Below are 20,379 nucleotides of genomic sequence, written 5' to 3'. Positions count from 1 at the left end.
GGTCACACCGCGCACAGGTCGAACGCGGCCCTGGTCAGCAGCAGCCGCAGGTGGGACTCCTGTGCCAGGTTGATGCCGAGCCGGTTGCACATCAGGTGCGCGCACCGCTCCACGATCAGCTGCGGTACCAGGTGGTTGATGTGCTCCAGCACGTCGGCGGGCGCCTCGAAGCTGGGGTAGGCGTCCAGCCGGCCCAGCAACTCCAGTTCGACGAGGGTGTCGTTGAGCTCCCGCACGGTCGACAGCCAGTTGCTGACCACGGACGCCTCGGGCAGCGCCACGCCCCTCGTCGCCGCCCACACCGTCTCCAGGCTGCCGCGCAGCTGGGCCTTGTTCGCGTCGAAGTGCCGCTCGAACTCCGCCGATCCCAGCAGCTCCGCCGCCGCGCCGCCGCTCTCCACCATGAACCGTGCCTGGTAGGCGAGTTCGGGCAGGATGCCGGTGAACAGGGTGCGGTTGGCGGCCAGCATGGCGAAGGCGTCCATGGCACGCTGCCCCGGGGTGCGACCCCGGGCGATCAGTTCGACCGCCAGCGCGCTGGCCGCCATGAGCTGGTTCTCGACCGCGGCCAGCGCGCGGCCCGTGCCGAACACCCCGGTCTCCGGCACGTAGTCGATGAACGCGACCGAGTTGTCCGGGTGCAGCACCGGGTCGTGGCTGGTCATGCGCTCCAACTCCGCGAGACCGGGCGCGGATTCGGCGTAGTCCTGCGCGGAGATCGGGGACTGCGACGGGGACGTCCGGTAGAACTCCGCGGCGGTCTCCTCGATCACCGAGCGGACCTGCTGGACGTGCTCCGGCCGGGTGAGCACCCGCAGCCGCACGTGCGGGCCTCCCTCCCAGTAGCGGAGGAAGAAGAAGCCGTCGGCCTGTCCGGCGCGGCGCAGTCGCTCGACCGCGGGCCGGACGACACCGATGATCACGGCATCCTGGTCGGCGTGGTAGAAGAGGTGGGCGCTGACCCAGGTGCGATCAGACATAGGTGACTCCAGGCTCGTTGAGTTCCACGATGTACTCGGCGACGCGCTCGCCGCGGATCTGGCCGGGGTCCGGCACCATCTCGCTGATCTGCACGATCGCGTTCGGCTCGGCGAGCCGGCGTTCGAATCCGAGCAGCAGCAGCATGCTCGCGAAATCCAGGTAGTTCGGTTTGGTGTCGTTGCCCGGCCCCCGGCCGGTGCCGTCCCGGCCGATCGTGCCCGGGTCGAGCACGGTCACGAAGCACCGCTCGGGGATGCCGTGTTCGGCCAGCCAACCGGCCATCCTCAGCATCCAGGCCGCGTCGGTGGTGGCGTCCGTCCGCCGGGGCAGCCGGTCCGCGCGGGTCATCCACATGGCGCGTCGCAGCACCACGTTCCCCACCATCAACCGCGGCAGGTGGAGCACGCCGTCGTCCGCGCGCGGGTCCGAGGTCATCCGGAGTTCGGTGTGCGGGCCGAACCAGGTGTTGGACTCGCCGAACGCCTCGACCATGAACCGCGCGGCGGGCGGCAGCAGCCGGTCGCCGAGCCCCGGGTGCACCGGGCAGATCTGCTTGCCGAGCCGCCGCGACACCAGCGCGAGCAGCCCGTCGTCGCCGCGCCGCACGTACAGGTCGTTGACCGGCAGCAGGTCGTCGTGCTCGCGCGAGCTGCGCACACCGGGGTAGTCGACGACCAGCCCGACACCGGGCTTGCGGACGTTGATCGCGGACCGGGCCACGGCCTCGAACTCGGCGAAGAGCACGTCGTCACGGCCGGCGGCCAGCCCCGGTTCGGCCGGCGCGCCGTCGTGCAGGTCGAGCGTGTCCAGGATCTGCCGCACCCGGTTACGGCCCCGGCCGAAGCCGCAGTTGATGTTGTTGACCACCAGTTCCGGTCCGTGCGCGGCCTCGGCGAGCTGGCAGTAGACCGCGACCGAGGTCGGTGTGCGCACCCAGTCCGGCCATTCCCCGGCCAGTGCGCGCACCTCCTCGGGACCGACGCGGACCGCGCCGTCCCGGTCGGGCGCCCGTTCGCCCAGCAGCCGCTTGACGGCGGTGCGCAGGCGGTACAGCTCGCGCACGGCCTCGACCGGGCTGTCCTGGCCGGCGAACCGGCTGTGCGTCGGCCGCGCCGCGCGCGCGGCCGGGGGCGCCTCGTCCGCGGCGGACTGTTCGGCCAGCACGTCCCGGTAGAACACCAGCAGCGGAACCTCCGCGCCGGCCGGGTACCGGCTCTGGAACAGCGAGCTGAGCGTGAGCTTGAACGGCAGGTCGGGCCCGATCAGGCCGAGCAGGGTGCGCACCGCATCGAGGTCGTCCAGCAGCGGCTGCCAGCTCCTCCGGTCCAGCACGGCCGTCGTGCCGGGGTGCACCGCGTTCTCGTAGAAGCTGTACCGGCCGAACTCCTGGGCCAGCTTCGGGCTGTTCAGGTGGGCGTGGTCGCCCACCTCGCGCAGGGCCGTGTCCAGACCGCGGATCACGGCGTCGCGGACGGCGACCCGGTCGCCGGGCGCCTCGATCGTCGAGTAGCTCGACAGCGCCTCCTGCACCCCGTGCAGGGTGCGGTCCAGCCGTTCCAGGCCGGGCTGGCGGAGCCGGTGCAGCCAGGCGCGCAGGTCGGCGACCGGGTCCGGGGTCTGGTCGGCGAGCGGCGGGACGAGTTCCAGCACGCCCAGCGTCACCAGGCGCCGCAGGAACACGTCGACCTGGCCCCCGTCGCTCGCCTGGGCCAGGAGCACGCCCCGCAGATCGTCGAGCGTGCTCCCGGGCGTGATCAGTTCCATCACCCGGCGCAGGGTCGGGGTGAGGGCCAGGGTGTGCACGTGCTCGGCCGGACGCCGCCCCAGGAACACCAGCACGTCATCGGCGGCCGTGGCGCTGGGGTTGATCCGGATCGGGCAGCGGCCGACGACCTCCGGGCGCTCGCAGACGGCGCGCGCGATCCGGTGCAGCGACCCGACGCTGATGTCGGTCGCGGTCGCCGCGGCGACCTGCCCCCCGGCCGGCTGCCCGGACAGCTCGACCAGGGCGTCGGACCGGCTCCAGGAGGCCAGGCCGCTGGTGGTGAACGTGCTGTACGGGCTGGTCTTCGCCGCCGAACGGGCGAGGTACTGCGCCAGGCGCAGCACGGTCTGGCGCTGCGGCGCGCGACCGGTGCCGAACCACTTGCGCAGGGCCAGGAACGCGTCCGGGTTGGCGTGCACGAGCCCGAGTTGGAACGCGGGCAGCCGGGCCGCGGCGCCCAGCGCCTGGCAGCTCGCGGCCCAGTCCTGTTCGAGCAGGTCCGGCAACTCCGCCGTCAGCCGGTCGCGTTCGGCGAGTAGCCCGGTCCATTCCCGGACCGGGGCGGCCAGTTCGGCGGGCAGGTCGGCCAGCCGTGCGGGATCGACCCGGCGGCCGCGGTGCACTGCCCGGCGCACCGCGACCAGTCCGGCCTTGCGCTCGCCGTCGCCCGCGGCGCCGATCGCGGTGTACAGCTGGTCCGACAGGGCCCCGGCGGCGTCGGCGATCTCGGCGCGCAGCCGCACCAACTCCCGGGCGGCGTGCCAGCTCAGCGCACCGCGCAGCCCGTCCAGCACGGCGACCGGGCTTCCGGCGAGGCGGACCACGGCGGCCGGGCCGGTCAGGTGCTGTGCCTCGCCGGGGCGGGCTTCCGACAGGCTGGTCATCGGTCCACCTCCTCGGGTTCGACGGGTACGATCACGCGTCCGCCCGGCCCCGTCCGGGCCAGCAGGATCTGGAAGACCGGCGTGTGGCGTTGCTCGGTCAGCCCGAGGGCCGCACGGACCCCCTCGGCGTGGTAGGCGTTGACGACCCGGCCGGACAGGCCCTGGGCCGCGGCCGCGACGCACACCCGGTGCGCGAGCAGCCCCGCCTCCTGGTTGATCACGCGGTAGCCGCGGTCGCCGAAGGTGTCGAACGCCCAGTCGCGGTCGCCGATGAGGTGGACGACGGCGTTCATGTCCCGGAACACCGGTCCCGGGATGGTGACGCGCTCGATCGCGGTGACGGGGTCGACGCCGTCGGCCGCGCGGGCGACCGGGTGCAGCGCGCCGGTCTCCTGGTCGAGCCGGTAGACGCCGGCGGGTATTCCGGTGAGGTCGCCGACGGTCAGGAAGATCTCCAGCGGGACGGGCGCGCCGGCCGGGACGGCGTCGCTGGTGACCCCGGCGCGGGTCCGGGCCAGCCGGGCCCAGAGTTCGACGCCGTCGACCCGGGACGCGACCGGCCGGAAGATCCCGGGGCCGGAGTCCCGGGCGCGCAGGACGTCCGCCAGGTTCACCTCCGGGACTTCGGTCCCGGGCAGGGCCAGCGGTTCGCCGCCGGACACGTCCGGTACGACCGGTTCGGCCGTGGCGAAGGCCGCGGTGTCCACGCGCAGCGATGCGCGGTTGACCTCGGTCAGCGTCGGGCAGGTCGCTGCGACCCGCAGTCCGCTGCGCACCACCTCCGGCTCGATCGGTTCGATGCCCGCGGCCAGCGCCGCGGCCGTCTCCACGACCGGGGCGCGCCGGGTGACGGCGTCGGCCAGGTGCAGCGGCATGACCAGCAGGGCCGGCTCCTCGTCGCTGTCGAGTCCGAGCAGCTGGTGGACGGGCTCGTCGACGAACTGGTGGTGCAGGTGAGCCCGCAGACCCATGGACCGCGCGACCAGGTCGATGTTCCCGGCGAGCAGGCCCGCCTCCTGGGTGCACAGCCGGTAGGCGTAGTCACGGTAGATGTACGCGGCCTTGGAGAACAGCCCGGAGAGCACGAACACGGCCTCCGGCAGAGTGCCCACGGTTCCGGTCGCCCTGGTGAGCAGTCGCCGGTGGTCCCCATTGCGCAGCAGCACCAGCACGTCGTGGGCGGCGTCGTAGTGGTAGACGCCGTCGGCCAGGCCGACGTACAGCTGGACACCGAACAGGCAGCGGGCGGACGCGACCATCCGGTGGTACGGCCAGGTGCCGTTGGTGTCGAACTCCTGCCGGGAGATGCCGTAGCCGTAGCGCAGCAGCGTCGCCAGCGCCGAGTCGTCGAAGGCCTCGACCGCGGTCAGCTTCCCGGGCACCCTGGCCGTCAGCGGGCGCCGGGGCCGGCCTCGGTAGATCTTGAACTTCAGCGGCTCGTCCGGGTTGCCGTACTCCGACTGCCGGGTTCCCATCGCCTCGGCGAGGTCCTCCAGGGTGACCCGCCAGAACTCCCGGCCCACTCCGTCCTCGCGATCGATCATGGTGCCCTCGATCACGGGAAGGGATGCGGGTGCGGATTGCTCACCCGGGGCAGCCGGGGCAGTCCGGTCACTCGCCGGGCGGTGTGCCCGAAGGTCATCGGCACCGAGCCGGGTGCTATCACCTTGACGCATCTGAAGCCTCCCGATGCCTGTTCCGTGGAGGTGGTGTCGACGGCGACGACGTCCATGCCGGCCGCGGCGAAACGCCGGACGGCCTCGTCGAGGTCCGCGCCGATGTCGGTGTTGCGCGGCCAGTTCCAGCGTTCGAGTCCCTGCTGCCAGGTCGACGCCACCGGGTCGTCGGTCAAGAAGGAATACCGGTCGAAGGTGGCCGGGTTCGCCGCGCAGAGCAGGTGGTCCGCCATCGACAGGACGTCGTCCGGATGGTCGGCCAGGTGCCGGGCACGGTCGAGCCAGCCCGGATCGAGCGCGAGCACGGTCACGTATTCGACGGTCTGACTGAGTTCGTGCAGCGCGGCCAGGATCGCCTCGGTCGGGCGCAGCCCGCTGCCGCCGGTCGACACGGCCCTGGGTCGTTCGGTTCCGGTGACGTCCTCGGCGAACGTCCAGAACGACGGAATCCCGTGTTCCCGGGTGGTGTCGAAGACGCGCACCCGGTAGCCCTGGCGCTCGATGCGCTCGGCCACCAGCGCGATCCGGCGGTCGGGCACGGTGGCCGGGTCGATCTCGGGCAGCGGGGTCCGCCCGTACCAGGCCATCAGGAAGGCGTCACGCTCGGCGACTTCGAGGATGCCGTGCAGCACCGCCTCCTCGTAACACCCCCCGAGGGCGCAGCCGCTGGAGATCTCGCATGCGAACCCGGGCTCCCCGCCGGACATCCGCAGCCGGTAGTAGACGAAGCTCTCCGGCACCAGCACCGGCCGGCCCTGGCCGAAGGAGTGCCCCCACACCCAGTTGGTCACCGCGTCCTCGGTGAACTCCCGGTAGGGGAAGCCCGGGACACCGAACCGGTCGCCGGGGTACAGCCCCAGCGAGCGGGGATCGAGAGCGTCCTCGGCCACGTCGGCGTAGCTCGCCGTGACGCTCGTCCGCTTGCTCGGCGCGTACGCGGCGAGCCGTTCCAGCGACTCCGCGACCGCGATGGCCCTCGCCGACACGAAGTCCCGGGTGCGGCCGTAACCGGCCGCCTCCATGGTGACACCGGGCACGGCCAGCACGGCCTCGGTGAACGGGAACGAGTGCTGTGCGTAGGCGGTGATCGAGGGGATCAGGCCGCTCTGCCCGTCGACGTAGGTCGCGTCGAGGCCGCTGGCGTCCAGCAGGCGGACGCGGCTCGACTCGGGCGAGAGCTTGGGCCGCGGCTCGCGGACGATCCTCGCGCCCTGTTCGGTGTCGGTGGGCAGCACCGAACACGCGGGACAGCGCGGATCGGTGAGGAAGCCGTGCCGGGACAACGCGAGGGTGGCCGTGTCGACGGTCCAGAACCGCTGCGCCTCGGACCGGGCCGAGGCCAGCTCGGCGACGGTGTCCGCCAGGAAGGTCGGCAGCTCCCGGTGCGGCACCGCGGCGGCCATCTCGGCGGCGCGTTCGGCGGACGCCGAAGCGGCGCGCCGGGTGCGCAGACACTCCGGGCAGCCCGGCGGCCACGGCCCGACGATCACCTGCTGTGGTTCGAGGAGCACCTGGGGCTGGTCAGCCATGGACGACCACGGCGCGCACCACGAACGGACACAGCTCGGCGACGAGCGGATCGTGGTCGAGCGGTACCGCGACCACGCGGCCGCCGTCGCGCGTCAACCTCGTCACGACCTCGTCGAGGGTCACGGACGCCGGCCGCGCCCCGGCTTCCCCGCGCAGGTGCGCGGGCAGGTAGGGCACGGGCACCGGCGCGTAACCGGGCTGGTTCGCGGCCCGGGACTGGTAGGCGAGCAGCGTCTGCTCCAGCCCCTTCTCCAGTGCGACGTCGACGTCCAGATCGCTGGTGCAGGCGACGGTGGCGTCCGGGGTGGTGAACGTGAACGTGGGCAGCCCGAGCAGGCCGGAGAGGTCATGGACCTCGAAGGCCTGGTCGACGATCTTCAGCAGCTTCAGGTAGCGCGCGGCGCGCGGGGTCAGCTGCTCGGCGTCCAGGTCCAACCGGGGCAGCGGTTCGGTCGCGGAGGAGAGTGCTGCGGCGGTGTTCTCGGTGGCCGCCGCGACCACGGCGGCGCGCACGGCCGCGGCCCAGTCGTCTCCGGAGGCCGCGGTCCGCGCGGGGAAGACCTCCGCGGCGTCGACCGCGACCGGCTCACCGGTCAGCACGTCCGAGCCGTACAGCCGGTCGCCCTTGCGGGAGTCGACCATCACGGCCGCGTAGCGCTCGAACGCGTGCCGGACCGCCCGCTGGCGCGACTCGACCACGCTCTCGCCGCAGCCGTGGACCGGGAACGGACCGCCGGTCAGGCCGACCGGGTCGGAGACCACGACCTCGCTGACGAACAGCGGCAGCTGCTCGTAGTCGCGCTCGGTGACCTCCGCGAACACGCCGGTCCGCGGCCCGACGCAGTCCACCGCGCGGCGGGCCAGCTCCTCGTCGCCGACGGGTGCCGCGGTCGCCAGTGCGGCCAGCCGGGCCGGGTCGTCGGGGACGACGGGCCGGGCGAGCGGGTGCGGCAGGAAGGAGTGCTTCGCGGTTTCCAGCGTCTCCAGGTCGAACCGGACCAGGTGATCGGTTCCCGTGCTCGGGTCGATGCCGGTGAGGTGCCGGAAGGCCGCGAAGCACAGCTGGTTGGCGAGCAGGGCGACGGTGGGGCCGCGCAGGAAGTCGCTCGGCGCGGCCTCCGGGTGGTCGCGCAGATCCGCGCCGACGAGGTCCGGGGCGAGCGCGCGCAGCCGTCGCCAGGCCGACTCCCAGGCGGTGGCGTCGCCGTCCTTGCCGATCACCGGGCCGAGCCAGGCCTCGTCGCCCGTCACGACGGCCTGGGCGAACGCGGCGCCGGCGGAGTTCGCGAGCCGCGGCAGCCGCAGGGCGCGTTCGATCATCGGGCGGTCCGCGACGTGCAGCACCATGGCGGCGTCGGCCGCGATCCGGTCGAGCTGCTCGGCGTCGACGTCCAGGTAGGCGACCTGCTGCTCCGGGTCCTGCGCCCGGGCGGCGGCGAGGTGCTCGGCGATGCGGTCGCGGTCGAGCTCGCCGAAGGGGGCGAGGGACACGGTGCGCACGCCGGAGCGCAGCTGAGAGTTGGTCAGGGCCTGCAGCAGCGGGCCGGAGCCGGCCAGCACGATGCCGCTGTCGCGGTAGTGCTCGAAGCGCAGTTCCGGCGACTCGGTGAAGTACTCGACGAAGGCGATGTTGGCCGCGTAGGCCTTGGCCAGGTCGGCGGGCAGGGTGTGCGGACGGTCGTCCAGGACGTTCTTGACGTAGCCCTTGCCGAGCAGCAGCATCGTCAGCTTGGCCAGGTTGGCGCGGCTGGCCTCCGGCACGGCCGCGCAGAGTTCGCCGAGGGTCCTGGTGCCGTCCAGCAGCGGTGCGATCCGCTGGATGAACTCGTATGTCGACGCGCCCTTGAGCATCGACCCGCCGAGGTTGCTACGGATGTAGGCACCCTCAGGCACGCGCATGACGTAGACGTCCCCGCGCAGTCGCGGCCGGATCCGCTCGACATTGACTTCCATGACCACCGTTTCTTCACGCCTTCATTGATGCCTGGTCAGGAGAAGGACCGAGAGCCACCCGGTCCCCGTTCACGAACACGCACCGGCTAGAGCACAGGTGCCGGGGACATCAGCACCTGGATCAGGTGCAGGAGCAGCACGGGCAGCAGCAGCAGCAGCTGCTCTGGCCGCCGGAAGCGGACAGCTCGGTCAGGCCGTAGCCGGCCGTCACCGACGCGGGCACCACCTCGCCCAGGTCCACCAGCTCGAAGGCGCTGTCGTCCAGCACCAGGTCGTCGAATCCCTCCATGATGTGCATTCACCCCCATTCTTTTCTCGGTGCCGCCTCCCCTATTCCGGGGAGGCAGCAGTCACAGTGATTTCACCTCGGGCAGGACCTTGTCGCAGAAGAGCTCCAAGGTCTGCCCAGCCTCGGCGAGCGGCATCGCACCGAAATCGATCTGCCACAGGATTTCGTCGACGCCGCCGATGTGGTTGTTGAAGGCGCGGATGCGGTCGATGACCGTGGCCGGTGAACCGACGATCGCACCGCCTTCGGTGAAAAGCTTGGCGGGCTGCAGGCCGCGCAGCATCCAGCCGAATCCGGAGTAGCCGCGGTAGGCCGAGGATTCCCGGCGGTCCCACGGGTTCACGGCCTCCGCCCACACGTCCAGGTAGCGGCGCAGGTAGGTCGTGGCGATCTCCTCCGCGCGCTCGTCGGTCTCGGCGACCACCAGCGGCAGGCTGGCCGTCACCCGGGGGCGAAGCCCGGAGGCACCGTGCGCGGCCTGGAACGCGTCGCGGTAGAGGGTCAGGTGGTCACGGAACTCGTGCGGCGAGATCATCGGGGTGATCAGCAGCCCCAGCCCTTCCGTGCCCAGCCAGGCGAAGTTCTCCGGGGTGCGCACCGCGGCACCCCACATCGGCGGATGCGGCTGCTGGGTGGGCCGCGGCAGTCCGGTCACATCGCGGTAGGAGAAGAACGGCGTCTGCTCGCTGACCTTCTCCTCGGTCCAGATCCGCCGCACCGCGCGGATGGTCTCGCGGAACCGGTCGGTGCTCTCGTCCATCTCCACGCCCAGCGCGTCGAACTCGTCGGGCAGGTACGCCCGGGCGAAACCCACGTCGAGCCGGCCGCCGCTGATCGCGTCCACCTGCGCGGCTTCCGCGGCCAACTGGATCGGATGATGGAAGACCGGCAGCACGCAGCCGGTCATCAGCCTGACCGAACTCGTCCGGGCGGCCACGGCGGACAGGAAACCCAGCGGACTCGGGCAGTATCCGCCGTAGTGGTGGAGATAGTGCTCGGTCATCTTGACCGAGTCCAGCCCGCCCGACTCGGCCCGGACCGACAATTCCAGCGCGTCGCTGAAGTAAGTCTGCGGAGATTTCGTCTCCGGCGTGCAGTCGGGAAGAAAGGAAAGCCCGAAGCGCACCGATACCACTCCCTAAAAGCCGGATATTCGCCGGATCGACGGCTGGGGTTTACACCCGTACGGTTCGGGGCCGCTCGCCGCCGCCGGGGTGTTTCGCAGCTGACGCTACATCGGGCCTGCGGGGTCGTCAATATTCATTACCAAGCCCAGTGCAGGCTCAAAAGCTCAACAGAAGCTCAAGTTATTCCAGCCCCGCGCAAGTATCCCCGGAGATACCTAGGATGCCAGGAGTGCGTTATTGACGCCTCTGCCCGGCGCTGCAACGGTGTATATCCGTCGCCGACATGTGCGCGGCCGGCCGGTTCCTTGTGCCGAGGTGAGCGTCCAGAAAGTCGCCACCGGAACAACCCTCGAATAAGAAAGCCGCTCGCACCTCCGGATGGGCATCGATGCGGGAATCCGCGCGGACCGGCGAGGGCCGGCTCCGTCAGTGACCTCAAGGCATGAGAGGTGACGACTCCCCGTCGCGCCGAGGTGGTCGGAGGCGGTTGAGCCACGTGTCGCTTCCGCGTACGGAATGTCCATTTCACCCGACTGTGTACGGATGTGCAGCTATGACCTCCACGATGGACACGATCCACGTTGCCACCGCCGGCCGGCCGTCAGCACCGGGGGCCGCCAGGAAGAAGTCCGTACAGCTCGTCGAGTTCACCGCGATGCACGGCGTCCGATACAGCGTCACGCTCGGCTACCTCAAAGCGACCTCGGTCGCGGACCCGATCCTCGACGAGAGCTGCGAGTTCCGGATCAGCGTGCGCGAGCAGAGCGGCGGCGCGCAGGCGATGACGGAGCTGCTCGACTCCTGGGACGAGCCGTTCGCCGTCGCGCTGACCGTGTTCTTCTGGAACCGCGCCCAGTCCCTGGAACTGGCCCGCCAGGTGAAGCAGCGGTGGCCGAACTGCCGTGTCGTCGTCGGCGGCAACGACGTCAGCCACCAGCAGGATCCACTGTTCACCGAGGCCCCCTGGGTGGACGTGCTGGTGCACGGCGAAGGCGAACTGCGCTTCCGCGACCTGATGCGCTGCTTCCTCGCCGACGGGGACCTCGCCACGATCCCCGGCATCAGCCACTGGTCCGACGGCGTCGTGGTCACCAATCCGGACGCGGATCGCATCACCGATCTGGGCCAGGTCGCCTCACCGATCCTCACCCCGGTGTACTCCGACGAGGAGATCGCCGGCTCGTCCATGATCGTCTACGAGACCAACCGGGGCTGCCCGTACAAGTGCGCGTTCTGCTACTGGGGCGGCGCGACGAACTCCAAGGTGCGGCAGTTCGACCTCGACCGGATCTTCGACGAACTGGACCGGTTGATCCGGCTGATGCCAACGGACGCGACACTCTTCATCGCGGATGCGAACTTCGGCATCCTCGCCCGCGACCGGCAGATCGCGGAGCACATCGTGGAACTGTGCCGGCGCCACGACAAGCGGCTGATCATCAGCACGAACTGGGCGAAGAACAGCAACGATCGCATCGTGGAGATCGCGAGCATGCTGCACGCCGCCGACCTGACCGGTGCGATCACGCTGTCCGCGCAGTCCTTCGACACGGAGGTGCTGAAGATCGCCAACCGCGCCAACATCCGCACCGACCACTACCGCCGGCTGCTCTCCCGGTTCCGCGAACTCGATGTGCCCACCTACACCGACCTGATCTGGGGCCTGCCCGGCGAGACCTACGAGTCGTACCTCAACGGTGTCGAAGAGGTGCTGACCGCGGGCGGATCGCCGGTGATCTACCCGCTGCTCCTGCTGAACAACACCGACTACTCGCGGGAGTCCTTCCAGGACAAGCACAAGGTGACGACGCGCTGGATGCCCTGCGACGTGACCAATCCCGAACTGGTCGCCGACGTCGTCGTCGCGCACGACACCATGACCGTCGAGGAATGGGTGCACGGCATGGGGTTCCGGGTGGCCATGACGCTGTTCCAGAAGATCCTGCTGCGCTGCGCGCTGCGCGTCATCCACTCGACGACCGGCGTCCGGATGGTCGAACTGTGCCGGAAGCTCTGGACGTTCCTGCTCGACGACTGCGCCGACCCGTTCCTGCGCGCCGTCGCCCGCAACGTCGCCGCCGCCCATGATGAACCGGCCGCCCTGGACATGGCGCTGCTCAAGACGGTCATCGGCGACCAGGTCATCGTGCCCGAAGAGGTGCATTTCCAGGCGCTGCTGTGCCGAGCGATCACCACCGAGCGCGCCACGACGGACCTGCTCAACGCCGCGGTCGACTGGCTGTGCGCCGAGCTGGCCGACTCCGGATTCGAGGTCGACCGCGTACTGGTCGACGGCGCGCTGACGCTCGACATCGCGGCGACGACGATCCTGCGCGCGAGCATGCGCGGAGACCTCGACGAGGCGCAGTTCGCCGTGCCGCGGCAGGCCTGGAACCTGCTCGTCGCCGCCGGCGACGTGCCGTCGAGCCTCGACGCGACCGGGCAGGGGAGCACCGTGCGCGGCACGGTGTGGGCGCCGCCGCGCTGGGTCCACTACCCGATCAGCGTGTACGCGCTGTCGATCTGGCACGGCACCGGCCGGCCGCTGCACGACCTGTTGTTCGCACTGCCCGACCGGCTGCCGGTCCACCCGCTCACCGTCTGACCCCCTCCGCGGCCCGCCACTGGGCTCAATCGACCGGCCGTCGGCCACCATCCGCGGATCAGGGTCAGAGCCAGCCGCGCGTCATGGCGGTCCTGGCCGCGTCCGTCCGATTGCGCGCGCCCAGCTTGGCCATGGCGCTGGACAGGTAGTTGCGCACGGTGCCCTCGGCCAGGAACAGCCGCGCCGCGATCTCGGCGTTGCTCGCCCCCTCCGAGACCGCGCGCAGCAGTTCACGTTCCCGGTCGGTCAGCGGATCGGCCGCGTCCCACGCGGCCACCGCCAGTTCCGGCGCGACCACCCGCTCGCCCGCGTGCACCCGGCGCAGGGCCGCCGCCAGTTCGCCGATGGGTGCGTCCTTGAGGACGTACCCGGCCACCCCGGCGTCGACCGCGCGCCGCAGGTAGCCACTGCGCGCGAACGTGGTCACGATCAGCACCCGCGTGGGGTCACCCAGGTCGTTCAGCTCCACCGCCAGGTCCAGACCGGTGCGGCCGGGCATCTCGATGTCGGTCACCAGAACGTCCGGGCGGTGCTCGCGCACTGCGGCCAGCGCGTCGTCGCCGTTGGTCGCGGTCGCCACCACCGTGATGTCCGGTTGCAGGTCCAGCAGGGACGCGAACGCGCCCAGCACCATGCCCTGGTCCTCGGCCAGCACCACCCGGATCATCGGGCCACCTCGACCGGCACCGTGATGGTCAGCGTCGTGCCGGCCGAGCCGGTGCGCTGCACCGCGCCCCCGAGCTTCGCGATCCGCTCCCGCAGCCCGGTCAGTCCGGTGCCCTCCGGGGCCTCGCCGCCGATCCCGTCGTCCGCGATCACCAACCGCACCCGCTCTCCGTCCGTGTCCAGTCCGATGCGGCAGGCGGACGCCCGCGCGTGCCGGGCCACATTCGTCACCGCCTCCCGCAACGCCAGCCCCAACGCGTGCTCGGCGGCCGCGATCAGGATCAGCCCGTCCTCGAAGTCCACCCGCAAGGTCACCCCGGTTCCGGCCAGCGCTCGCCGCGCCGCCTCCAGCTCCGCACGGATGTTGGTCTGCCGCCAGCCGGTGACCGTGCTGCGCACCGCGGCCAGGGCCTCGCGCGCGTTGCGTTCGATCTCCTCGGCCTCGGCGCGCGCCCGCTGCGGGTCGGCCAGCACCAGTTCCTTGGTCAACTGCGCACGCATCACCACCGCGGTCAGTGAATGCCCGAGCAGGTCATGAAGGTCACGCGCGATCCGTTCGCGTTCCGTGATGGTCGCGAGCAGTTCGACCTGCGAGGTGCGCAGCCGTTCGTTCTCCAGCTCCTGCCGCCGGTCGCGCTGCTTGAGTTCGAGCAGCCCGATCACCCAGATCAGCACCAGCGCCGACACGAAACCCCACAGCCGGTAGGGCATCGGGACCTGCGACACCAGCGCCGTGACACTGTCCAGCACGGTCAGACCCGCGAACCACAGCCGGGCGTCGCGCCACGGCAGCGTGTCGCCCGCGACGGCCGCCGCGTAGATGAACAGCACGCTCGCGTTGGTGTTGAACGGCGCGGTCAGTGCGCCGATCGCGGCCATCGGCACGATCGACGACCAGATGTGGCTCGCGGCCGGGCCGCGCAACAGCGCAGCCGCCCACAGCACGGCGGTGGCCGCGCACACCGCGATCGCCAGCGGCCACTCCCACCACCGCGGATCCGGTGAGAAGTAGGGCTGCGCCAGCACGAACAGCAGGTAGCCGAGGTAGATCCAGTCCCAGGTCCGCAGCCGCGCGGCCACGGACCCGGGAACGGGGGCGTCAACAGTAGTCATATCCGCGCACGACGATAGGACATGGTGGCCACCGCGGCGGCCACCGCGGTGGTGATCAGCAGGGCGAGCACATGGATCACCACGGTGCCGCTGCCCAGTTGGGCCAGCCCGAGCTGCGCGAGGTGGTACGTGGGCAGGAACTCCGCGACGTGCCGCACCGCCGAGGGCAGGAACTGGATCGGGATCCACAACCCTGACAGCATCGCCAGCGGAAACAGCACCGCGTTGAGCAGCGCGATCGTCGCCCCCGTACGGAACCGCAGCCCGACCGCCACGCTGAACAGCGTGAACGGGACGGTGCCCAGCAGCAGCACCACCGCGACCCGCAGCAGCGCCCAGGCCGAGGCGTGCAGCGTGCCGAACGCCGCGGCCGCCACGCCCATCAGCGCCAGCACGCCCACCCCGTAGAGCAGCGCGGCCGTCGCCTTCGCGGCGAGGCTGATCCCGATCGGCACCGCGGACACCCGCTTCATGCGCAGCCAGCCCAGGTCCCGGTCCTGCGCGACCCCGATGCCCGGCTGCAAGGCGGCCACGGTGATCACCCCGTAGGTGCCGAAGGTGGCCACCATGGCCGTACCGGCTGAGAGCCCCTGCATGGTGTCGTGCCCGTACACCAGGTTGAACAGGACGAAGAACCCGACGGGCATGAGGATGCTGAAGAACAGCGAGGTCGGCTCCCGCACGATCGCCCGCAGTTCGTCCCGCAACTCGACCCCGAAGACCCGTGCCGTCATCGCGTTCACGCCGCCGCCTCCGTACCGTTCGTCAGCGCGAGCACGGCTTCCTCCAGGCCCGCGTCCTGCACCCGCAACTCCGACAGCCCCGGATCCCGGTCGAGCAGCACGCGCAGCAGCTCCTCGGGCGAGCGCGTCTGGATCCTCACCAGGTCGTGCTCGGGCGTGACCGACAGGACGCCCGGCAACCGGCGCAGTTCGTCGTGGTCGAGGCCGGTCCTGACGGTCACCGTGCGGTCCGGCAACCGCGACACCAGCTCATCCGGCGGCGCGTCCGCCAGAATCCGGCCGCGATCGATCACCACCACCCGATCCGCGACCGCGGCCGACTCCTCGATCAGGTGCGTGGTCACCAGCACTGCGGCGCCCTGCTCCCGGCGACGCGCCAGGATCTGCCAGAAGTGCCGCCGGGCCGACGTGTCCAGGCCGACCGTCGGCTCGTCCAGCACCAGCAGGGTCGGCTCGGTGACCAGCGCCATCGCCAGCTGCACGCGCTGCTTCTGGCCGCCGGAGAGCTTCGACACCCGCCGGCCCGCCAGCTCGGTCAGCCCGAGTTCGGCCAGGACCGGACGGGCCGCCGACGCTCGCAGCCCACCTCGGATCGCGGCACCGGTCACCAGCTCGTTCACGGTCAGCGTGTTCGGAAAGCCCAGCGTCTGCTGCGCCACGCCCAGCCGTCGACGGGTCGCCGCGCGGCGCGGATCACCGCCCAGGATCCGTACGGTCCCGTGCTGGGGCGCGAGCAGTCCGACCACGATCGTGACGAGGGTCGACTTTCCGGCCCCGTTCGGCCCGAGCAGTGCGACGCACTCCCCGGGATCGACCCGCAGGTCCACGCCGTCCAGCGCGAGCGTCTCCCCGTACCGGTACCGTAGCCCCTCGGCTGTCATCACGGCCTGTGTCGTTCCCATGGTTACTACGCTCCCGCCCGTCGACCGCCGTGGGTAGTGACGCCGAGTCATCGGCCCCGAATGACAAATGTCAACCGCTGGTGCGACCGGCCGGCTCGGCGGAGCGAGGGGCCCCGGGCACGTCCGGCTCGGTCGTCGGAGAGCTACCGGGACGTCGTATCAGCTATGGGGTCGGCGCTGCGACAGTCGTGCATGCGCCGGTCGTATTCCAGTTGATGCGCCCGGATCTGGTCCGTGTTGGCGACCGTCCAGGCGCACAACTGGCTGAAAGGCTCCCACAGGGAGCTGCCGAGCGGGGTGAGGGAGTACTCGACGCCGACCGGTGAGGTCGGCAGCACGCGTCGCACGATCATCCCGTTGCGTTCCAGGCGGCGCAGGGTCTGGGTGAGGACCCGCTGGGTCACGCCGTCGAGGTGACGCTTGATCTCGTTGAACCGCTTGGGCTCGTCGAGGACCGTGAGCACGGTCATCGACCACTTGTCGGCGATCTGGTCGAGAATCGGGCGGGTGGTGTCGTCGCATCGGTAGACGATGTCGAGGGCGGCACTGGTCTCAGAAGTGGCCATGTTCGTCTCTTTCGTGATCCTTACGATGCTGAAAGTGCGTCATTGATGCCTTCCATCCGGCCGAGGGATGGCAAGGACGGGCGGAAGCGGTCAGCAGATGCCGTGGGTGATTGAAAGTCAGACCATGGTGGCGCCGTGGGTGGAGTCGTCGCCGGCCGCGTTGACGTCGCCAACGCCCGTACCGGTTCGGGCATCCGGCAGGTCGCGGCGGTGGCCGCCTCCGGTCGCTCTCTGGATTCCGGGACCATCCCGGCGACTGCTCCATGAGCGGTTCTCGGGCCCGGCGGCGGGGAGTTCACGGCGGCGGCACTGACGGCCGGATTTCGTATCAGCGCTGTTCAACCAATCTGCGCGGAACGCGCGACGGCGGATCGATGAAGCGTGGCCTGTCGGCTGCGACGCCGTAAGGCCGGACATTGTGAAGCTATGTACTTTGTGACGTTCGATCAATAGCTGGTCATGTTACCGAAGCCTGACGGTTACATGACGAATAACTGACGCCTCGGCGGTACGCGTTCAGTCCGACCGCGTGGCGGCAACGGGGAGCGGTGCGGGCGGCCGGGCAGTCGACGTCGGCTCCCAGGGGAATGTCACGGCGTCGCCCTTATCGCGTCGAGCAACCGCTCGTCGCGGACCCCGGCAACCGGGACGGCCTGGACGAGTTCTCGGGGTGCGGGAGGAGCCCTCCGGTCACGTCCGCTCTCCTCGCGTCCGCCGGAGGCCGAGCATGCCGTCCGGACCGAGATCGATGCGTGAGCCGAAGACGCGGCTGGTCCGGTCGAGAATCTCCCGTACCCACTGGGAGTCTTCGTGCGATGCGAGCGTGAGACGCATCTGTCGAGCCTGTACGGGCGCCATGCATGCGCCGACCAGCTCTCCGGTGTCCGGCTCGACCGAGACGAAGTACAGCAGACGCAAGTCGTCCCGGTACTCCTCATAGCCGGAGATGCCCTCGTAGTCGTCGATGAAGTCGCCGCAGCCGTAGAGGATGAGCTTCCCGCGGTAGACCTCGACGGGACGGGGATGGTGCGAGGAGTGCCCGTGCACCACGTCGACACCGCCGTCGATCAGCGCATGCGCGAAGCGGATCTGAGCGCGTGAGACGTGGTAGCCCCAGTTGGACCCCCAGTGGATCGATACGACCACGATGTCGCCCGGTTGCTTCACCCGCCGTACTCGGTCGGCGACCTCGGCGGCGTCCGCGTTCGAGGTTTCCGATACGAGGGCGAGGCCGGCGTGGTCCCTGGCCGCGGCCCACGTCGGCGGAATCCCGCTGGACGCCGTCCCGAACGCGAAGATCAGAACCCGCCTGCCGCCGTCGACCGGGACGATCGCGGGCCGCCGGGCCGCGCCCGCGTCCCGCCCTGCCCCCACCGCCCGCAGTCCCGCATGCTCCAGGGTTCCGAGCGTCTCTTCGAGCCCGAGGCGCCCGAAGTCCAGTACGTGGTTGTTGGCCAGCACACAGGCGTCGGGCCGGCCCGCGGCCAGGCAGGGGAGATTGGCAGGAGCCATCCGGTAGTGCACCTCCTTGTTCGGTGCGAAGTCGTCGCTCCGGGTGACGCTCGTCTCCAGATTCACCACCCGGACGTCGGGCGCGGCGTCGTCGAGGAGCCGCAGGGTCTCCCCCCAGGGCCAGGAGAAGTCGACCGGACGAGGAATCGGGCCGTTCACGGCCTCCGCCGACTCGACGTAGGTCAGTGCATCCCAGAGGTACGGCTCCCGCAGGGTCGGATCGCCCGGGTGGGGGAGGATCTGGTCGACACCTCGCCCGAGCATCACGTCGCCGCAGAGAAACAACCTCACCGGATCGGCGCCCATGCTTCAACACTAGGCACAAGCCGCCGACTCCGGGACCCGGGCTTTGCGCGGTCCCGGACGCCGAGGAGCGCGCCACGCGCCGCACGCCCTGCCGCTGACCGGGACCGGCACCGCACCGCCGGTGGCGGGCGGTGGTAGAGCTGTCCACCCCGCTCCGGGGGTGCGGAGGGAACTGGTCCGGGCGGTCGCACGCTGGTCCACTCCGAAGGCGCCGGACTGCTCGACGTCCTGGCCGAGAACCCCCATCAGGACGACCCGGAGGCCGTAGAGGCCGTCCGTGTGTTGGAGCGGGCAACCTTCGCACCTCAGCGGTTGCAGGTGTTGTCCGCGCCGCCCCTGGGCGCCCCATCACCGTGACGGTGGGAGGTGGCAGGACACTCGCATGCATCGGGCGCATTCCGCCCGAGATGCCGTCGATCGACTGGGACTGGGACGATGTCACGATGGACGCCCGGAAGAGGCCCGAGCCACTCAGGGTGGCCGATGAGCGCACGACGCTGACCGGCTTCCTGCAGTACCAGCGCGAGACGCTGGCCATGAAGTGCGCGGGGCTCACCGCCGAGCGGCTGAGGGAGAGGGCCGTGCGGCCCTCGGGGGTTTCCCTGCTCGGACTCGTTCGGCACATGGCCGACGTCGAGCGGACCTGGTTCCGCAACGTGCTTCACGGCGAGCACACCACGCCCCATTGGCCCCGTAGCGAAGGCGGTGCATTCGATGTCGACACCGCAGACCCGGCCGAAGCGTTCGAGATCTGGCACGAGGAGTGTGCCCGATCCAACGCCATCGTGGACGCCGCCGCATCCCTCGACGCCACCGGTCACTTCGGTAGGGACGTCTTTTCGCTCCGCTACATCCTCACCCACATGATCGAGGAGTACGCCCGCCACAACGGCCACGCCGACCTCCTCCGCGAACGCATCGACGGAGCTACCGGGGAATGAGAGGCGGCCCCGGTCAGCTACTCGTGCGCATCGACCGGCAAGCACCGCCCCTCGACCCGCCGAAGACCAGTTGTCCGGCCGGGCCGGAGGGTGAACTTGGACCGTTCAGTCGGACGAACCGCTCAGCTTGAGCCGGGGATTGAACGCGACCTTCCGTTTGCCGAGCAGCGGGATCGTCCCCTGCCAGCCGCGCACCGCTACCTTCGCGCGGAGGGTCACCTGCAGGTCCTCAGGTACACCGGTGTCCGCGAAGCCGGCCAGGACGCTCAGTTCGCGGTCGGCGCGCAGCGGGGTCTCGCCCGCGCGCTCGAACGTCCACTTGGCCAGCTGCATGTCCTTCCCGCTCGCCTGGAGCGTGGGGAAGTAGACGTCCTGCTCCGTGCTGCGTTCACGCGCGATCTCGGGGGCCAGCTTGGTCACCGTCTTGTCGAAGGAGAGCCCGCCGGTGCGCTTCCTGACCACCTTGACGGGCTGGTCCGCGACCTCGGAGCCGGGGCTGAGGTCCAGCACCCGGCCGGGCCTGACCGACAGGCTGACGCTCAGCCACTGCAGTTCGCACTCGGGATGCGGGTGGCCGACGCACCGCAAGGGAATCTCGAGCACCACGCTGCCCGCGGGGGCACCGGCGTCCGGCTCGACGGGCCCGAGGCTCAGGGTGAACCGGTTGTCCTTGGCCAACAGGCGTACCTCCTTGTCGAGTACGGCCGACTCGCCGTCCCGCTCGCCCAACGCCGCCTCGTCCACCTCCATGTCGAACTCGACGCAGGCTGCGCCGTCGGGCACGTCCACCATTTCAGCTCCTCCAGATCTGACGTTCAGT

General features: G+C 70.6%; 16 protein-coding genes. 2 read left to right on the top strand and 14 right to left on the bottom strand.

Annotation, left to right across the window (positions count from 1 at the left end; genetic code table 11):
* Positions 1 to 2: 2 nt before the first annotated feature.
* The 7 genes from ACFQ87_RS10355 to ACFQ87_RS10325 all read right to left on the bottom strand — a co-directional run bounded on the left by ACFQ87_RS10355 (position 3) and on the right by ACFQ87_RS10325 (position 10,204).
* On the bottom strand, positions 3 to 980 hold the full coding sequence (locus tag ACFQ87_RS10355; protein WP_380610212.1) for a lantibiotic dehydratase C-terminal domain-containing protein: 978 nt from the start codon (positions 978 to 980) through the stop codon (positions 3 to 5).
* Positions 973 to 3,630 (bottom strand): lantibiotic dehydratase, encoded by a 2,658-nt coding sequence (locus ACFQ87_RS10350; protein WP_380610211.1) that lies wholly within the window; start codon positions 3,628 to 3,630, stop codon positions 973 to 975. The genes ACFQ87_RS10355 and ACFQ87_RS10350 overlap by 8 nt, the downstream gene beginning before the upstream one ends.
* Complete coding sequence (locus tag ACFQ87_RS10345) at positions 3,627 to 5,174, bottom strand: nitroreductase family protein (protein ID WP_380610210.1); 1,548 nt, start codon at positions 5,172 to 5,174, stop codon at positions 3,627 to 3,629. The genes ACFQ87_RS10350 and ACFQ87_RS10345 overlap by 4 nt, the downstream gene beginning before the upstream one ends.
* Before the next feature lie 11 nt (positions 5,175 to 5,185).
* Positions 5,186 to 6,835, bottom strand: a complete 1,650-nt coding sequence (locus ACFQ87_RS10340) for a TOMM precursor leader peptide-binding protein (RefSeq protein ID WP_380610209.1) — start codon at positions 6,833 to 6,835, stop codon at positions 5,186 to 5,188.
* Positions 6,828 to 8,789 carry a hypothetical protein gene (locus ACFQ87_RS10335; RefSeq protein ID WP_380610208.1) on the bottom strand — a complete coding sequence of 654 codons (1,962 nt, stop codon included), beginning with the start codon at positions 8,787 to 8,789 and terminating at the stop codon, positions 6,828 to 6,830. Before ACFQ87_RS10335 ends, ACFQ87_RS10340 begins: the two co-directional genes overlap by 8 nt.
* 121 nt (positions 8,790 to 8,910) lie before the next feature.
* A complete protein-coding gene (locus tag ACFQ87_RS10330) occupies positions 8,911 to 9,087 on the bottom strand; it encodes a thiomuracin/GE37468 family thiazolyl RiPP peptide (RefSeq protein WP_270149016.1) in 177 nt (58 codons plus the stop codon).
* A 52-nt stretch (positions 9,088 to 9,139) separates the two neighbouring features.
* A complete protein-coding gene (locus ACFQ87_RS10325) occupies positions 9,140 to 10,204 on the bottom strand; it encodes an LLM class flavin-dependent oxidoreductase (protein WP_380610206.1) in 1,065 nt (354 codons plus the stop codon).
* Positions 10,205 to 10,770: 566 nt separating this feature from the next.
* Here ACFQ87_RS10325 and ACFQ87_RS10320 point away from each other — a divergent pair.
* Positions 10,771 to 12,810 (top strand): radical SAM protein, encoded by a 2,040-nt coding sequence (locus ACFQ87_RS10320; protein WP_380610205.1) that lies wholly within the window; start codon positions 10,771 to 10,773, stop codon positions 12,808 to 12,810.
* A 64-nt stretch (positions 12,811 to 12,874) separates the two neighbouring features.
* Here ACFQ87_RS10320 and ACFQ87_RS10315 read toward each other — a convergent pair whose 3' ends face one another.
* The 6 genes from ACFQ87_RS10315 to ACFQ87_RS10290 form a co-directional block, all read right to left on the bottom strand.
* Positions 12,875 to 13,477: a response regulator transcription factor gene (locus ACFQ87_RS10315; protein ID WP_380610204.1), complete on the bottom strand. Its 603-nt coding sequence runs from the start codon at positions 13,475 to 13,477 to the stop codon at positions 12,875 to 12,877.
* Positions 13,474 to 14,589, bottom strand: a complete 1,116-nt coding sequence (locus ACFQ87_RS10310; RefSeq protein WP_380610203.1) for a sensor histidine kinase — start codon at positions 14,587 to 14,589, stop codon at positions 13,474 to 13,476. The genes ACFQ87_RS10315 and ACFQ87_RS10310 overlap by 4 nt, the downstream gene beginning before the upstream one ends.
* On the bottom strand, positions 14,586 to 15,323 hold the full coding sequence (locus ACFQ87_RS10305) for an ABC transporter permease (protein WP_380610277.1): 738 nt from the start codon (positions 15,321 to 15,323) through the stop codon (positions 14,586 to 14,588). Before ACFQ87_RS10305 ends, ACFQ87_RS10310 begins: the two co-directional genes overlap by 4 nt.
* A gap of 5 nt (positions 15,324 to 15,328) precedes the next feature.
* Positions 15,329 to 16,234, bottom strand: coding sequence for an ABC transporter ATP-binding protein (locus ACFQ87_RS10300; protein ID WP_380610202.1), 906 nt, complete (start codon positions 16,232 to 16,234; stop codon positions 15,329 to 15,331).
* A 143-nt stretch (positions 16,235 to 16,377) separates the two neighbouring features.
* Positions 16,378 to 16,800, bottom strand: a complete 423-nt coding sequence (locus tag ACFQ87_RS10295) for a winged helix-turn-helix transcriptional regulator (RefSeq protein WP_380610201.1) — start codon at positions 16,798 to 16,800, stop codon at positions 16,378 to 16,380.
* Between the two features lie 690 nt (positions 16,801 to 17,490).
* Positions 17,491 to 18,618, bottom strand: a complete 1,128-nt coding sequence (locus tag ACFQ87_RS10290; protein WP_380610200.1) for a CapA family protein — start codon at positions 18,616 to 18,618, stop codon at positions 17,491 to 17,493.
* A gap of 407 nt (positions 18,619 to 19,025) precedes the next feature.
* On the opposite strand from ACFQ87_RS10290, the gene ACFQ87_RS10285 reads away from it, so the two are divergent.
* Positions 19,026 to 19,559, top strand: coding sequence for a DinB family protein (locus tag ACFQ87_RS10285; protein WP_380610199.1), 534 nt, complete (start codon positions 19,026 to 19,028; stop codon positions 19,557 to 19,559).
* Positions 19,560 to 19,664: 105 nt separating this feature from the next.
* Here ACFQ87_RS10285 and ACFQ87_RS10280 read toward each other — a convergent pair whose 3' ends face one another.
* Positions 19,665 to 20,351, bottom strand: a complete 687-nt coding sequence (locus ACFQ87_RS10280) for a hypothetical protein (RefSeq protein ID WP_380610198.1) — start codon at positions 20,349 to 20,351, stop codon at positions 19,665 to 19,667.
* Between the last annotated feature and the right edge of the window lie 28 nt (positions 20,352 to 20,379).

Source organism: Kitasatospora sp. NPDC056531 (genome assembly GCF_042794375.1).
In the GTDB taxonomy this organism is placed as follows: domain Bacteria; phylum Actinomycetota; class Actinomycetes; order Streptomycetales; family Streptomycetaceae; genus Kitasatospora.
Note: the sequence above shows the minus strand (reverse complement) of the source record. Positions and strands in the feature narration are given on the sequence as shown.

Bases quoted from the DNA above. Each gene is read 5' to 3' on its own strand.
- ACFQ87_RS10315 (WP_380610204.1), bottom strand. From the start codon at position 13,477: ATGATCCGGGTGGTGCTGGCCGAGGACCAGGGCATGGTGCTGGGCGCG.
- ACFQ87_RS10300 (WP_380610202.1), bottom strand. From the start codon at position 16,234: ATGGGAACGACACAGGCCGTGATGACAGCCGAGGGGCTACGGTACCGG.
- ACFQ87_RS10295 (WP_380610201.1), bottom strand. From the start codon at position 16,800: ATGGCCACTTCTGAGACCAGTGCCGCCCTCGACATCGTCTACCGATGC.
- ACFQ87_RS10280 (WP_380610198.1), bottom strand. From the start codon at position 20,351: ATGGTGGACGTGCCCGACGGCGCAGCCTGCGTCGAGTTCGACATGGAG.
- ACFQ87_RS10355 (WP_380610212.1), bottom strand. From the start codon at position 980: ATGTCTGATCGCACCTGGGTCAGCGCCCACCTCTTCTACCACGCCGAC.
- ACFQ87_RS10350 (WP_380610211.1), bottom strand. From the start codon at position 3,630: ATGACCAGCCTGTCGGAAGCCCGCCCCGGCGAGGCACAGCACCTGACC.
- ACFQ87_RS10290 (WP_380610200.1), bottom strand. From the start codon at position 18,618: ATGGGCGCCGATCCGGTGAGGTTGTTTCTCTGCGGCGACGTGATGCTC.
- ACFQ87_RS10335 (WP_380610208.1), bottom strand. From the start codon at position 8,789: ATGGAAGTCAATGTCGAGCGGATCCGGCCGCGACTGCGCGGGGACGTC.
- ACFQ87_RS10305 (WP_380610277.1), bottom strand. From the start codon at position 15,323: ATGACGGCACGGGTCTTCGGGGTCGAGTTGCGGGACGAACTGCGGGCG.
- ACFQ87_RS10285 (WP_380610199.1), top strand. From the start codon at position 19,026: ATGCCGTCGATCGACTGGGACTGGGACGATGTCACGATGGACGCCCGG.
- ACFQ87_RS10310 (WP_380610203.1), bottom strand. From the start codon at position 14,589: ATGACTACTGTTGACGCCCCCGTTCCCGGGTCCGTGGCCGCGCGGCTG.
- ACFQ87_RS10320 (WP_380610205.1), top strand. From the start codon at position 10,771: ATGGACACGATCCACGTTGCCACCGCCGGCCGGCCGTCAGCACCGGGG.
- ACFQ87_RS10330 (WP_270149016.1), bottom strand. From the start codon at position 9,087: ATGCACATCATGGAGGGATTCGACGACCTGGTGCTGGACGACAGCGCC.
- ACFQ87_RS10345 (WP_380610210.1), bottom strand. From the start codon at position 5,174: ATGATCGATCGCGAGGACGGAGTGGGCCGGGAGTTCTGGCGGGTCACC.
- ACFQ87_RS10340 (WP_380610209.1), bottom strand. From the start codon at position 6,835: ATGGCTGACCAGCCCCAGGTGCTCCTCGAACCACAGCAGGTGATCGTC.